Origin of the sequence: Vibrio sp. 10N.286.45.E10, assembly GCF_002874195.2 — a bacterium.
GTDB lineage: Bacteria > Pseudomonadota > Gammaproteobacteria > Enterobacterales > Vibrionaceae > Vibrio > Vibrio crassostreae.
In genome coordinates this window covers 376,570-391,597 of record NZ_MCWD02000001.1, presented here as the reverse complement: position 1 = coordinate 391,597, position 15,028 = coordinate 376,570, and the positions used below count along the sequence as shown (strand labels likewise).

General features: G+C 43.9%; 10 protein-coding genes. 5 read left to right on the top strand and 5 right to left on the bottom strand.

Annotation, left to right across the window (positions count from 1 at the left end):
- Position 1 precedes the first annotated feature (1 nt).
- A complete protein-coding gene (gene dptF / locus BCU34_RS01620) occupies positions 2–1,597 on the bottom strand; it encodes a DNA phosphorothioation-dependent restriction protein DptF (protein WP_102478555.1) in 1,596 nt (531 codons plus the stop codon).
- Between the two features lie 318 nt (positions 1,598–1,915).
- Here dptF and BCU34_RS01615 point away from each other — a divergent pair, with 318 nt between their 5' ends.
- The 5 genes from BCU34_RS01615 (at position 1,916) to BCU34_RS01595 (ending at position 8,275) form a co-directional block, all read left to right on the top strand.
- Complete coding sequence (locus BCU34_RS01615; protein ID WP_102266013.1) at positions 1,916–2,773, top strand: helix-turn-helix transcriptional regulator; 858 nt, start codon at positions 1,916–1,918, stop codon at positions 2,771–2,773.
- A gap of 72 nt (positions 2,774–2,845) precedes the next feature.
- Positions 2,846–3,790, top strand: coding sequence for a hypothetical protein (locus tag BCU34_RS01610; protein WP_102478556.1), 945 nt, complete (start codon positions 2,846–2,848; stop codon positions 3,788–3,790).
- Between the two features lie 196 nt (positions 3,791–3,986).
- Positions 3,987–4,754 (top strand): 1-acylglycerol-3-phosphate O-acyltransferase, encoded by a 768-nt coding sequence (locus BCU34_RS01605; protein ID WP_102478557.1) that lies wholly within the window; start codon positions 3,987–3,989, stop codon positions 4,752–4,754.
- 147 nt (positions 4,755–4,901) lie between these two features.
- The gene (locus BCU34_RS01600; protein ID WP_102478558.1) at positions 4,902–6,272 is read left to right on the top strand and encodes an MBL fold metallo-hydrolase; all 1,371 of its coding nucleotides are present in this window, start codon (positions 4,902–4,904) and stop codon (positions 6,270–6,272) included.
- A 455-nt stretch (positions 6,273–6,727) separates the two neighbouring features.
- Positions 6,728–8,275: an alanine/glycine:cation symporter family protein gene (locus BCU34_RS01595; RefSeq protein WP_048658817.1), complete on the top strand. Its 1,548-nt coding sequence runs from the start codon at positions 6,728–6,730 to the stop codon at positions 8,273–8,275.
- Between the two features lie 161 nt (positions 8,276–8,436).
- Here the strand turns inward: BCU34_RS01595 and BCU34_RS01590 are convergent, their stop codons facing one another.
- The 4 genes from BCU34_RS01590 to guaA form a co-directional block, all read right to left on the bottom strand.
- On the bottom strand, positions 8,437–9,030 hold the full coding sequence (locus BCU34_RS01590; RefSeq protein WP_017056721.1) for an acetate uptake transporter: 594 nt from the start codon (positions 9,028–9,030) through the stop codon (positions 8,437–8,439).
- Between the two features lie 472 nt (positions 9,031–9,502).
- Positions 9,503–11,053, bottom strand: coding sequence for a Na+/H+ antiporter NhaC family protein (locus tag BCU34_RS01585; RefSeq protein ID WP_102431891.1), 1,551 nt, complete (start codon positions 11,051–11,053; stop codon positions 9,503–9,505).
- 222 nt (positions 11,054–11,275) lie between these two features.
- Positions 11,276–12,988, bottom strand: coding sequence for a chitinase (locus tag BCU34_RS01580; RefSeq protein WP_102431890.1), 1,713 nt, complete (start codon positions 12,986–12,988; stop codon positions 11,276–11,278).
- 324 nt (positions 12,989–13,312) lie between these two features.
- A complete protein-coding gene (guaA, locus tag BCU34_RS01575) occupies positions 13,313–14,866 on the bottom strand; it encodes a glutamine-hydrolyzing GMP synthase (protein ID WP_019820323.1) in 1,554 nt (517 codons plus the stop codon).
- Positions 14,867–15,028 lie beyond the last annotated feature (162 nt).

Sequence of the window (15,028 nt, the reverse complement as noted above, 5' to 3'; positions counted from 1 at the left end):
TTTATAAACCACTCACTTCGAAATATTCATCATCTTCATTCACGACCTTATAGCGTTTGTCGTTTTTCAGAATAAATAGGGTGTGTTTTTCGTTGGCTACGGTGATGATCTGCTCAATCACTTCATCCAACAAAAGTACCGCGTTCTTGTCGTGTTTGTTTGGACGGTACCCTTGGTTAATTTTTTCCAACAGCTCGAGTAAATTAATGCTAATAGGCATAGGTAGAAGCGAATGATCGTCGACTCGAATATGAGCGTTAAACGAACCAATTTTACTCACAGCTTGCGTTTTGATAGATGAGAAGTCAGGTTTAACTTCAAGCTCAGCCGCAGTCTTAAAACCGTTATATTCAGAGATAAAAAACTGGTCTTTATCAAGAGATGGGGAGTTACGATTACAATAACGGTGGACAGCTGAAATCAATGTGTCTTTGTAGAATTTATTAAGCTCTTTTTTCTGTTTACCTGAACCATCAAACTCACGATGAAGTAACCAGATCTTGGCATATTGCTCAACCAAAGAGTTATCGAAGTCTGCTTTTAACCCATTGATATAGTCATTAGCGAACTGCGCTTCATCCTTTAACAAGTAAACCATACGTAGATAAGAAGCAGCGCTTAGCACGTCAAATACACCGAGCGCTTTCACTTGATCTTTAAGTTGTGCGAAACCTTCATCTTCGATCCCTAAACCAAACTGAAGAACGAACTCATCCACTTTGCGAGTATGAATATTGCTTGGGTCAAAGCTTTGAATATGTTCAAGCAACTCGTTATCAGAGCCTGAATACAAATTATCAAACAAGTATCCATCGCTCGCTAAGATTTGGTATACAAAGTCTAATAGAGCTCTTGCCGTTAAGAACTGGTCTTTGATTAAACGAGCCTTCAGCAACAAAGAAATAATATTCTTCTGTACAGATTCTAAGCCTAACAACGCATAGTTTGCCGTGAGCTTACTGTGACCTAGCTTTTGTACTTCACTGTCATACAGTGCGTAAAACGGGTTATCTAGCGTTGGCTCAGTTAAGCGAGCGAGAAACTTAGCCGCAAAGTCAGAGGTACTAACTTCATGGCCAAGCGTAAATTTCGGGTATTGCTCGAAATCTAAGAAAATATGGTTCGTTGGAATATCGTCCGTTTTGTTTTCCAAGAACGCTTTTATCGAAGCTTTAATATCGTCGTGTTGTTCAGCACCTTCCTCAGCATAGTTGCCTAACATTCCGATATTAATGCCAACAACAAGTGGCTTATCATTTCCTTTGAACTGTGAGAATCGCTCATCCAACGCATTGATTGCCGTCTGATTTGGGTTAAAGCTGTGTGTCGCATCCAGATGGAATTCATGTGTCGCTTTATGCTTCTGGCTATACTGAGTCAGAATCTCAGATTTACCATCACCACTACTGCCACACAAAAATATGATGTCACTTTTCTTAGAGGACAGCAGAGACTTTTTAAAGTCCACTTCGATATCTGTAGTGATGTACACATGGCTTTTATAATCAGCCAGAAGATCTTGATTTTGCTCTCTTTCTGTACTTACCGCGTAGGGCGATGATTTAGAAAGTATGCTGAGGGCTTTTTCTAAGTTCAAAGGAATCTCTTCAAAATTTGATTAAACGGACTTTTTTTGTGGAGATAAATAGTATCAAACACGGAAAAGTAACGGTACTTGTAACCATAAAAAAATGGAATGAGTGGATGAGTTAACATCACCATATGCAAATTGTTTATCTTACTCGCTTTACAAACAAATATTGTGTTTAGTATTAGAAAAGTATGATTTAGCTTACATTGCGTTACGTAACACTCCGCAATTTTAACCGTTGAGTGTGTACTATACCCATGTAAAAAATGTACGTATATTCTGTACACATCAACATGTATCATTTTCAGGCATTAGATAATTGTTATGACAATAAAGTGGGATCAGTTACTGCGCTTCAAATTAATCGAAGTTGTTGCATTGTGGGAGGGTCGCGTTACGACTAATCACCTATGTAACTCTTTCAACATTAAGCGACAGCAAGCCTCTAGAGACATCAAAGCTTATCAAGAGCACTTTTCTACTTCACCACTTGTTCATGATCGTAGTATTAAAGGCTACCGACTTACTGATCATTTTGCGCCAAAGTTTACAAAAGGCACTCCTAACGAGTATTTGTCGCTACTGCACAAATACAACAGTGACCATGTAGACGGCTTTAATTTAAAAGATCTGGGTTTCGCAGACTCTATTGTCCTTTCAGTCCCAGACAGGCAGATAGCCCCTATAATCGTTCGTAGACTTCTACAAGCAGCACGAGAAAGGCGTAGAGTTGATATTGAGTATGTTTCAATGGATAACCCTGAGGGGCGAGGTCGAAATATCGTTCCACACACCATCGTATTTGATGGGTTTCGCTGGCACGTGAGAGCATATTGCGAAGAAAGAAAGATGTTCTTAGACTTTGTATTGAGCCGATTTAGAGGTGAGCCTGAGCTGCTCAACCAATCGGAGATTAACATCGAAGACGATGAAGATTGGGCAACAGAAGAAATAATCGAAATCATCCCAAATCCACATCTTTCACCAGCACAACAGCAAATAGTGAAAGTCGACTACGGGATGCATGATGCGCCATTTACAATTGACTGTCGACGAGCATTGATTAAGTATTTGCTCAAACGTTTGGATGTCTGCGTAGATACTAAGAAGCTCTCTTCAGCTCCCAAAAAGTACCAATTAACCCTAGCGAATCCAAAGAATATAAAACGCTGGTTGTTATAGTGGTATAAGAAGACATTCCCCATAGGTAAAGACTCACTACCTCTACCTCGATAATTCAGAAATGGTTCAAAATTGACAGTTAACACATACTCGCACATAGATACCCCGTTCAACCTGCGCCACACCTGTTGGTTTTGTGGTGAACCTTCCAGTAACCTTGTTGAATTTCCTAAGACAGCGCAGGCTGTTGCCAAGATTGGCCATTCACCGATAGCACTGCCGGCTTGTAATGAGTGTGAGAGAATTAACTATTCAAAGAATCTGACCTCAATTTGGTCTGTGCGCGATCAGATAAAACACACTCTGATAGACAAGTACGCTAAGCACCTTGGCATCGGTGAGAACTGGACAGAGCAAGAACTTATTGATTCTGATTTCTCGGGCTCGACACTTGGCGGGTTTGGGCGCAGCGCGTGGAAAATGTATCAAATCGCCAAGCAACGCGTCGATTATAAAGGCTGGCCTTTGTCGGTTGATGACATCCCACTTGAGGTATACGACGAAACCAGTGGCTTTGAGTTTGACGGTACTCGTTATGCCTCAATCAATTCGTGTATAGACTATTTCACCAAGGCTGCAGGCGTAGACAAAGAGCTGTTGTCGCAGCTTGTCGACATCGTTTCATCAGACCGATTTAGCTACGCACTGCGAATCGCTAAGCTGAACAAAAGTGTCTCTAATACCAAGCGCTCGGAGATCGTCGAAGAGGTGCTACAACAAGAGTCTGAACAAGAAGAGATACTGCTTGAGCAAGCTAATTCAATGTTTAACCCAAACGTCGAAGAGGTGAATATTTCAGGCTCAGTTGCGCCTGTATTTGCCATTCAATGGGCGTTAGCTAACAAGGTTGAAGATTTGGCCCACCTATGTGCGCTCGAAGATGAGTATTTCGACTATTTCGAACACCTCGGCGGCCCTGCAGCTTTCATGTCTTATAACGGCCTACAACTCTACTTGGAATCGCGTCAAGATCCTGAATGGGTAGAAAAATCGGATCCAAATAAACAGTATTGGTGATCATGAGCCATTACTGGTGAACACGTGTAAGCTCGATAAGTGTGTCAAATGCCCATTGTTAGTCCTTGTTTTATATAAAGATCTAAAAATAGCCCCCTAACACAGTTAATTGTTGCAATTCGGTTAAATAGAGTGAAAACTTCAAGCATCTAAAACTATTTAATCACTGCCCTCTGTGGTGAGTAAGGAGTGAATTGTGCTTGCTGTTCTTCGTATTATTTTGGCTACGGTGTTTATTATTCTCACCACTCTATGTGCTTTTGTTTACTGCTTGTTTAGCCCCAAGAACCCCAAGCATGTGTACGTTTTCTGTCGTTGGTTCAACCAACTCCAAAAGATCATCGGTGTAAAACTGGTGCAGCGCGGCCTCGACAATGCCCCGACACCAGAAAACAGCGTCTACATCTCTAACCACCAAAGCATATTGGACTTTGTGACCGACCCAGGAATGCTAAGACCACGCACTGTTTCATTGGGCAAACGCGATTTGTTGTACGTGCCTTTCTTTGGTCTGCTGTATTGGATCACGGGTAACATCATGATTAACCGTGAAGACAAGTCCAAAGCACGCGATACCATCAAACAAGTGGCGGAAGCGATTCATCAGAGAGATCTATCTGTTTGGGTTTACCCTGAAGGAACCCGTAGTAAAGGACGTGGGTTACTGCCATTCAAAACAGGCGCTTTCCGAATGGCGATTGAAGCTGGTGTGCCTATCACCCCGATGTGTACCAGCACCACACACAATAAGATCGACTTAAATCGATTAAACAACGGTATTGCGATTACCGAGATGCTGGAACCTATCGATGTGTCTGGATACAAGCTCAGCGATGCAAGGGAGCTGGCCAATCGCTGTCACGCACTCATGGCAGAGAAAATAGCAGAGCTTGATGCCGAAGTAGCTAGTTTAGAGGCGCAGCAAAACCCAGAGTTGGATTCAGACCGCTCTTCTACGAACTAACTCACAACGAACCCACTGAGTCATCGCTCAGTTACTTAAAAAGATACTCAACGATCGCAACTCTCATTGTTCTTGTTTTACTTACTGGCGCTTATCCGCAAAATAAAAACAGGCGTTAACGGCTTTATAGAGCAATGGGAGTAAACGATGGAAGTGATTCACCATGGCGGCAAACATACTGTCACAGGATCTTGTCACGAATTAAGAGATTCAGGCCAAGCGGTGCTCATCGATTGTGGCCTGTTTCAAGGTTTAGATCTTCAAGGTAAAAAGCTTCAAGGTGCGGACACCCACCCTCTTGATATTGAATTTGAAACATCCCACCTCAACGCTCTGCTGCTGACTCATACTCACATTGATCATATTGGCCGATTACCTTGGTTACTCGCCAGTGGGTTTAACCAACCGATTTATTGCACGCAAGCCACCGCTGAACTCGCCCCTTTAATGATTGAGGATGGCTTAAAGCTGCAAGGACTCAGTAATAAACAGTCGAAGCTGATACTCAAAAAGATTCATTCATTAATTGCTCCCAAGCCTTACGGGGAATGGTTTCCAATCACGTCTAAACAGCAAAAAAACGGAAAGGATCATCATAGGCCAAATACTTTGCATGCCCGCTTTCAACCCGCTGGGCACATCTTAGGTTCTGCCTATATCGAGATTAAATTACCTAATCAAGAGGTGGTGGTATTTTCTGGCGACTTAGGGCCAAGCAACACACCTTTACTTCCCGACCCGATGCCGCCACAACAAGCCGACTATCTGTTTATCGAATCTACTTATGGCACCAGTACACATGATGATATTGCGACACGAGCAGAACGCCTCAAAAGCATCATAGATCGTTCGCTACTTGATGGGGGTGTCATCCTAATTCCGGCCTTCAGTATCGGTCGAACACAAGAGTTGCTATTTGATATCGAACACCTGATCTTTGAGCATCAGCTCAGCGCCGATATTCCTATCATCCTCGATTCTCCTATGGCAGAGAAAGTGACACGTTCCTATCGACGCTTTAAAGAACTCTGGGGACAAGAAGCAAAGCAACGGCTAGAACTGAACCGTCACCCACTCGCTTTTGAGCAGTGCATTACCGTTGATGGGCATCGAATGCACAAGAAAATCGTTAATCGCCTTAAGTCGACAGGTGAACCCGCGATTGTGGTCGCAGCTTCTGGAATGTGTCAGGGCGGCAGGATCATGAACTACTTATCCGCCTTGCTTCCCGATAAACGAACTGATGTAATTTTAGCTGGCTATCAAGCGCACGGAACGCTCGGACGAGAGCTGCAACAAGGCGAAATGCAGGTTTCTATTGATAACAAAGACGTTGAGGTTAATGCTCAAATTCATGGCATGTCTGGCTATTCTGCCCATGCTGATAAAGAGGATCTCTACCGATTTATAGAGGGCATCGCGACGCCACCGAAAGAGGTGCATTTGATTCACGGCGAGCCAAATACTCAGTCGGAGTTCGCTCAAGAATTACAAGAGCGAGGGTTCGTAGTTGTTTGAAACAGTCATCAAACTAACAACTTTCACTAAGTAATTCTTAAAGCCGCAATTATCGAATCTTCAAAAAACACAGTTTCTTATATCTGCTAACTCACACGATGCAGGTGATAGATTCCAATCTACTTATCCCACAACCCCTATATCAGCCGTTTATGCTAGCGGCCTTAACCGCTGCTCTTTTTTAATTTCGTATTTTATTCGCATCTCAAATCCCCCTTTTTGTATTAATCACTATTTATTCACTTTGTAAAACACCAGAAAGCAAAACTAGTTGCATATTAGGTTGAATGGGACGATTATCGAATTAGCACTAAGCATTAACAACCCCCCTCTATAACTTGCTTTATGTCACAGTAATCCTAATGCGCAGTTAAATAATTTAACACTTGGGTTACAAGTGAAGTATTGTGTTGTTCGAAAAACAATCATAAGCAAAACTAACAGGGAAAATACTCATGCAGTCATTCGTTGATTTTTTGAATGGAATAATCTGGAGCCCAGTACTTATCTACCTATGTTTAGGTGCAGGTTTGTTCTACTCCATCATGACTCGATTTGTTCAAATCCGTCACTTCTTTGAAATGTGGCGCTTGCTACTATCAGGTAAAAGCTCATCAAAAGGCATCTCGTCTTTCCAAGCTCTAGCCGTTTCGCTATCTGGCCGTGTCGGTACCGGTAACATTGCTGGTGTTGCTGCCGCTATCGGTTTCGGTGGCCCAGGTGCAGTATTCTGGATGTGGGTTGTAGCCTTCTTTGGCGCCGCAACTGCTTACGCAGAATCTACACTAGCGCAAATCTACAAAGAAGAAGACGAAGGCCAGTTCCGTGGTGGTCCGGCTTACTACATTGAAAAAGCAATGGGTCAGAAGTGGTACGCATGGATCTTCGCTATCGCGACTATTTTTGCATGTGGCATTTTGCTTCCAGGTGTTCAGTCAAACAGTATTGGTAATGCTGTAGAAGCTGCATTTGGCTCAGGTGATATGATTGAAACAGCTGTCGGTACATTCAGTTTCGCTAAAATTTTCACCGGTACTGTTGTTGCTATCATCCTTGCTTTCATCATCTTTGGTGGTGTTAAACGTATTGCGAACTTCACACAAATCGTTGTTCCTTTCATGGCATTGGCTTACATCATCATCGCGTTCGTTATCATTCTGCTAAACATCAGCCAAGTGCCAACTGTTTTCGCAATGATTGTTGGTGATGCATTCACACCTATGGCTGGCTTCGGTGCTGCAATTGGTTGGGGTGTTAAGCGTGGTGTTTACTCAAACGAAGCGGGTCAAGGTACAGGTCCTCACGCGGCAGCAGCTGCAAGTGTTGATCACCCAGCTCAGCAAGGTTTGGTACAAGCGTTCTCTATCTACATCGATACTCTTCTAGTATGTTCTGCTACAGCGTTCATGATCATCATCACTGGTGCTTACAACGTTCACGGCGGCGCAGAAGGTGTGTTCCTTGTTCAGAACTTAGCAGCAAACGTTGGTGCGAATGGTCCTGTATTTACACAGCTTGCTATTGAAAGTGCACTACCAGGCATTGGTAAGCCATTCATCGCATTTGCTCTGTTCTTCTTCGCATTTACAACGATTCTTGCTTACTACTACATCGCAGAAACGAATATTGCTTACCTACGTCGTACCATCAAGATCCCTGGCATGATGTTCGTACTTAAGCTTGTTCTTATCACTGCAGTTTTCTATGGCACAGTTAAAACAGCTAACCTTGCATGGGCAATGGGTGATGTTGGTGTTGGCTTGATGGCATGGTTAAACATCGTGGGTATTCTGATCATCTTCTTCATGTCTAAGCCTGCGCTTAAAGCTCTAGCTGACTACGAAGAACAGCAGAAACAAGGCGTAACTGAGTACACGTTCAACCCTGTAAAACTAGGCATTAAAGGTGCTACTTACTGGGAAGAGAAGTACAAACGTAAAACAGGCAAGTCTCCTGAAACAGAAGCTGCAGACACTAAACCTGTAGAGCAACCTTCAGCTTAAGCTTGTGCCTTAACAAATGGATTGCTTTAGCAAATAGCTCGCTTTAACTCGCGCTATTAATAACGCATAAAAAAGGGGTTAGCCATTTCGGCTAACCCCTTTTGTTTTATTCATAACCAATAAACGGCTTATAACAAACTAACTGTTCCCGAGTTAGAGTATTAAGCAGCGATTTCTTGTGTTGCCAGTTGAGGTGCTTTCTTCTCACCGATAGGCAGAACTGTGCGGCCGTATTCGTTGTTGATTACTTGTGCCATTGCAAAGTAGATAGCTGAAGCGCCACAGAAGATACCTTCAAAACCAGCGATAGTGCCGATCAGTTCGCTACCAGTGAAATCACGAGCTGCAAGTAGGAAGAACAAGATAGTTAGTGAACCGAATACTACTTGCTTCGCTACTGGGTAGCATAGAGAACCGATGAACATGAAGCCAGTGAAGATGCCCCATAGAAGTAGGTACCAACCCATAAATGCAGCAGGGCTTGCTGGTAGGCCCATGTAAGGCATTACGATTAAACCAACCAAAGACAACCAGAATAGGCCGTAAGAAGTAAACGCAGTTGTACCGAACGTGTCACCACGTTTGAAACACATTGTGCCCACGATAACTTGGCTCAAACCACCGTAAAAAATACCCATAGCAAGAATCATTGAATCGATTGGAAAGAAACCTGCGTTGTGGATATTAAGAAGAATAGTGGTCATACCGAAACCCATTAAGCCTAGTGGCGCTGGGTTAGCTAGTTTGGTCGACATTGCGAATTTACCTTATTAAAGTGGTTGATTAAAAAAAATCGATAAAATTTGTAAGAAAATTTTAATCTATAAACCGCTCAACTAGGTAATCCAGTTATCGAAAACTAAGATTGTGTAAATGATCTTATGGAAGATTAGTTTCATAACGACACAAATCAATTCACAGAAACTATAAGTAAACAAATTCCCTATCGCGCTATAAAAAAGATGCGAGTAACGAGATACGAGATTCGAAAAGAGTCTTTAGATTCGAGTAAGCGGGATACGAAGAGCGTGTTGAGATTGAAGTTAGTAATATGCATATGAAAAAGTTTCGGGTAACGAGATGCGGGATGCGAAAAGAGTCTTCAGATTTGAGTAAGCGAGAACCCTTAGCATCAAACTTAGACAATAGAGAGCTAGCTTTTCGTTACTCGATTACTCGCATCCCGTATCTGTCCATTAAATCTCGTCTCTACTTAGACATATTAAATTACGCTTGTTGTTGTTTAGACTCTGACACTTGAGATTGAACGTCTGAAGAAGCGTTTTTACTCGCATCGCGCTTGGCTAACAACGTAACGATAATCAATTGAGCGACAAGCGCACCTAACACAACCAACGAGCTACCAGTAAAGCCAGCCACGATAAAGCTCACTAAAGCGATAGAACCGTTCATCAATGCATAAGGCAGTTGTGTCTTAAAGTGCTCAAACTGGTCACACCCGGCACCTGTTGAAGAAAGAATCGTGGTTTCAGAGATCGGTGAGCAGTGATCACCAAACAAGCCACCCGATAACACGGCACCAATTGCGACGAGTAGCGGAGCATCTATTGCAATCGCGGTTGGAATAACCAATGGCATCATTATCGCGAAGGTTCCCCAAGAAGAGCCCGTAGCGAATGAGATGATAGCCGACAGCAAGAAAGCGACCGCAGGTACTAACCAGTATGGAAAGCCACTCTGTGCTTGTTCAGCAATATAAGCCGCTGCTCCTAACTCTTTACCGACAGTACTTAACGCCCAAGCCAGTACCAAGATTATTGCCACTGGCATCATGTTTCCCATGCCTTTTAGGTACACAGAAACGCCATCCGACAGTTTTCTCACGCCGTAGTAAGCCATCAGCGAGATCAAGGTAATCGCGGCAAAGAAATAAGCCGAAGATAATGCTGCTCTGAATGATGAGCCTGCGACCTTTTGGAATGGGAAGCCTTGTGGAACCAACATGGCGCACAACACCACCAACATCACTAACAATGGTGCCCAGACAAAAGAAGCCTTTGCATTTTTATGCGAGAACGCATTGAGTGATTCGTTATTCACGCCAGAGTTAATCCCCGCTTGGCAATCACGCTCGGCTTTTGCCATTGGTCCAAAGTCTAAACCTTTAACGGACACGAGCGGAACGATGAAAATCGCGAGAAATGCGTAGAACTGGAAAGGAATCGCACCGATGAAGGCATCCCAGTCAGACATGTTGACATTCAAAGCCGTAAACTCTTTTTGAATCAGACTCATGATGTAAACACCCCAGCCGATAAAAGGGATAAGGATTGCGACTGGTGATGACGTAGAATCGATGATGAATGCTAGCTTCTGTCTTGAAAGTTTTAGTTTATCGAAAAGAGGACGAAAAACAGGGCCAACAATTAGCGGAGTACCTAAGTCTGAGAAAAATATAACGATTCCACCCAGCCATGCTGACAATTGAGCTTGGCATTTATTGCTTACCCACTGAGTCACTCGCTTTGCAAACGCGACGCCGCCACCGGACTTTTCCATCAAAGCGACAAAACCACCGATGAACACCAACAGCATAATCACACCTGCGTTGTAGCTATCCGTAAGCTGTGGTACTAGGTAGCCTTTGACCATGGTTCCAAAGGTATCAAGAGGATTTAGTTCACTAAACATTCCGGTGAGCATAGCTACACCACTGAGTACGCCAGCAAAAAGGCCAATCACTACATTCCTTGTCGCCAACGACAACACCAAAGTAATCACAATGGGGATGAGTGACGTGATATCTGTCTGTTCCATAGGTAAACCTTAACCCTAAAATAAAGAATAAGTATAATTTAAAAGTGAATATAAATTCACACTCAGCATTTGTACAGGACTTTATTCTCTAAATGGAAAATTAGCATTCAGCTAAGAAGTTTTGCGTTAGATAATCGAGGAACGCAGAGCAGAAACGCAAAAGCCGAAAGCAATCACTTTCGGCTTTGATTCGTCAGTTGAGGTACTTAATTAGCTGAGTAATTATTGACAGCTGATTTCATCCCAGAACCAATTCGATTGAACTGGGCTTTCCCAGACACCAGGGCCGTTTTTAGCCACGAAGCACTTACCGTTATGCGTCACTTTATCGCCATTACTCACTTGGCTAACGCCAGCTTGCCATGTGATAAACACAGATGGGTCAACAACGACAGGTGGCTCGGTAACTGGCGGTTCAACTGGTGTTGGGTCTACCGGAGCAGGATCGACAGGCACAGGATCAACAGGAGTTGGATCAGTAACAACCGGCGGTGTTGGCTCTCCAGCAACCAATTTCCAAGGGCCACCATTGGCAGGGTCATCCCCTTGTGTCCACCATTTCGCTTCATAGGTTGCGCCGTTGTGAGTCACTTGGTCGCCCGCATTGTAAACCTTAGTCGCACTCCAACCATTACCACCGGGATCAGTACCTGGGTCTACCGGATCAAGCTTATCGACCACTTTCACTTCCGGCCAGCTTGCATGAGAGCCATAGAAATTGGTCACACACTTCTCGTAATCGCCCGCCACCAGCGCGGAATAAGCAGTTTGGAAACCAACCAACTCGCACTCAAATGAATACCCTTCTGGGCGATCTGCGTAGTATTTCCAGTTGCCATCCCAGTTGGTGTACAACACATCAGTCGCGCCGTTGAGGTTCAAGCTTCCGTAAGGTGTTTGCTGCCAACAGGTATTGGCTTCATCCGCTTCTACAGGAATTTCATAGTGAGCCGCTAACCCTTCCCAGTAACGAATACGGTTAACTGGTTGGCCCTTGTCTTTATTCTGTTCACCACACTCAATACCACCGTTGATCACGTTGATTGTGGTACCAAACCCATAACCAATACCGGCATCCAGTTCACGTTGAGATGGTGTCCATGTACGGTCAATGACATGCAGCATGGCAGGCTTAGGTGCTTGTGGTGTTAAGAAAAACCAGATAGCTGACGCTAAGTTCAACCAAGAGTCCGCTACCAAGCCCGGATTGTTGAGAAGCACTGTCGCGTCACCATCAAACATCACCTCAGAGAAAGCACCGTAATTAAAGTGGTAAGAAAGCTGTTTAGCACCACGACCGAAGTAGCCCTGCCCCGCGGCACATGGCCAGCGAGCATTTTGCCAATCGTTCTGACCACAACCAGTGGTGTAGCCTTCTTGACCTTCTGACCACCCCATTTCACGAACATGTACCAGCGCTTGCTGCCACTCTTCTAGAGCTAATGGGTTATCTGAGGTGTTGTCTATCGCGATGTGACCGCCTGTCTCTTGAGAGAAGTGAGCAAAAGCGGTGATGATGGATTTCTTACAGATAGCATCAGAATCACGGCCATCAGTGTACTCTCCACAGAACGCAGGGAATTTACCAATCGCACGTAAGAAACGAGTGTAAGTGTATTCTGGCGCCGCCATCTGAGTAAGGAAATCCCATTCAGATTGAGGGAACACACGCTCAACCCGCTTTACGTTTTCAGGGTTAGATGGGGAACCGGGTTCAATCGCTTCAACGATTGTGTTCGAACGAGTTTGTAATGCTTGTGACCAGATCGCATACATAGGATCGGATGTTTTTGCTTGTTCAGCAGCTTGTAATGCCGACTTTTCAACAAGGTAACCATTCGGGTTTTGCGGATCAGGTTGAATGTTCAAAGACGCATGACTTTGCGCTGCCAATGTGCAGCCCAGTACTGTCGCCAAATATTTGATTTTTAACATGATGGATTCTCTTATCTGTCCTTAATAAGTCCATCAAAGAGTATGCGGCGCGTGAGAAATGGCCTAGCTGTTGCTGTGTGAATTTATAAAAAGTGCGAGTGATATTTTTGATATATAGCTCAACACAACAAAGCGTCTCATAGTTTCTTGAGCTGATATCTAGTTTCCAACTCATTTGGTTTCTAGGCATTGTTCATTTGATTTCTAGGTATGGCTCATAAGCCTTTAATGCTATGAGTCAATATAATGAATCGAAAAGAAAAAAGCCCCGAACTGAGTTCGAGGCTTAAGATCTTAATCAACGCTGGTTAAATCTCTAAGAGATTATTCCCACTCGATAGTTGCCGGTGGCTTACCAGAAATATCGTAAACAACACGTGAAATGCCGTTAACTTCGTTGATAATACGGTTAGAAACCTTACCTAGGAAGTCGTATGGTAGGTGTGCCCAGTGAGCAGTCATGAAGTCGATAGTTTCTACAGCACGTAGAGATACAACCCAATCGTACTTACGGCCATCGCCCATTACGCCAACTGAACGTACTGGTAGGAATACCGTGAATGCTTGAGATACTTTGTGGTAAAGGTCAGCAGCGTGAAGCTCTTCAATGAAGATTGCATCAGCACGACGCAGTAAATCACAGTACTCTTTCTTCACTTCGCCAAGTACACGAACACCTAGACCTGGACCTGGGAATGGGTGGCGGTAAAGCATGTTGTATGGAAGACCAAGCTCTAGACCGATCTTACGTACTTCATCTTTGAATAGCTCACGTAGAGGCTCAACAAGGCCCATTTCCATATCATCAGGAAGACCACCAACGTTGTGGTGAGATTTGATTACGTGTGCTTTACCTGTCTTAGATGCAGCAGACTCGATTACGTCTGGGTAGATAGTACCTTGAGCAAGCCATTTAGCATTCTTCAGTTTCTTAGACTCTTCATCGAAGATATCTACGAATACGTGACCGATGATCTTACGCTTAGCTTCTGGTTCAGCTTCGCCTTCAAGAGCGTCAAGGAAGCGTTGCTCAGCATCTACTTTGATGATGTTTAGACCAAACTTGTTGCCGAACATCTCCATAACCTGCTCAGCTTCGTTCAAACGAAGAAGGCCGTTATCTACAAATACACATGTTAGTTTGTCGCCGATAGCGCGGTGAGCAAGCATTGCAACTACAGATGAATCAACACCACCAGAAAGACCAAGGATAACTTCGTCGTCACCTACTTGTTCTTTAATACGTGCAACTGCATCTTCAATGATTGAAGCTGAAGTCCACAGACCTTCACAACCACATGCGTTAAGAACGAAGTTCTCTAGCATTTTTAGGCCGTTCTTAGTGTGTGTTACTTCTGGGTGGAATTGTACGCCGTAGTACTTCTTCTCTTCGTTTGCCATTGCAGCGTATGGGCAAGTGTCTGTTTCAGCGATCTTTGTGAAATCAGCTGGGATCTCAACCACTTTATCGCCGTGGCTCATCCAAACATCTTGAGTAGACTCAAGGTCTGCGAAAAGTGCAGATTCACCAGTCACTTGTACCGCTGCGTAGCCGAACTCGCGCTCAGTAGACGTTGCTACTTTACCGCCAAGTTGCTCAGCCATAGTTTGCATTCCGTAGCAGATACCGAATACAGGAACACCTGAATCAAATACGTACTGAGGTGCACGTGGAGAGTTCTCTTCCGTTACACTTTCAGGGCCACCAGATAGGATGATGCCGTCTGGATTGAATTCACGAATATCCGCTTCTTCTACGTCCCAGCTCCAAAGTTCACAGTAAACACCGATCTCACGAATACGACGAGCTACTAGCTGTGTGTATTGAGAACCGAAGTCTAGAATTAGAATACGTTGGTCATGAATATTTTTAGTCATTGTAAGCAGTCTTATTGGCTATGTGATAAAACGGAGGCGAGTTTACTCACCTCTGATTAACTCTTCAAGAAATAAAGCAAACGTTTTCGTTGGTTATCTGTAACCTCGTGTTTTGAGAAAATCAGAATTTCAGCAAAACAGGCGGTAGATATAATACCAATC

Coding starts and splice junctions, on each gene's coding strand:
- BCU34_RS01590 (WP_017056721.1), bottom strand. CDS start 9,030: ATGTCGACCAAACTAGCTAACCCAGCGCCACTAGGCTTAATGGGTTTC.
- BCU34_RS01600 (WP_102478558.1), top strand. CDS start 4,902: ATGGAAGTGATTCACCATGGCGGCAAACATACTGTCACAGGATCTTGT.
- BCU34_RS01595 (WP_048658817.1), top strand. CDS start 6,728: ATGCAGTCATTCGTTGATTTTTTGAATGGAATAATCTGGAGCCCAGTA.
- guaA (WP_019820323.1), bottom strand. CDS start 14,866: ATGACTAAAAATATTCATGACCAACGTATTCTAATTCTAGACTTCGGT.
- BCU34_RS01615 (WP_102266013.1), top strand. CDS start 1,916: ATGACAATAAAGTGGGATCAGTTACTGCGCTTCAAATTAATCGAAGTT.
- BCU34_RS01580 (WP_102431890.1), bottom strand. CDS start 12,988: ATGTTAAAAATCAAATATTTGGCGACAGTACTGGGCTGCACATTGGCA.
- BCU34_RS01585 (WP_102431891.1), bottom strand. CDS start 11,053: ATGGAACAGACAGATATCACGTCACTCATCCCCATTGTGATTACTTTG.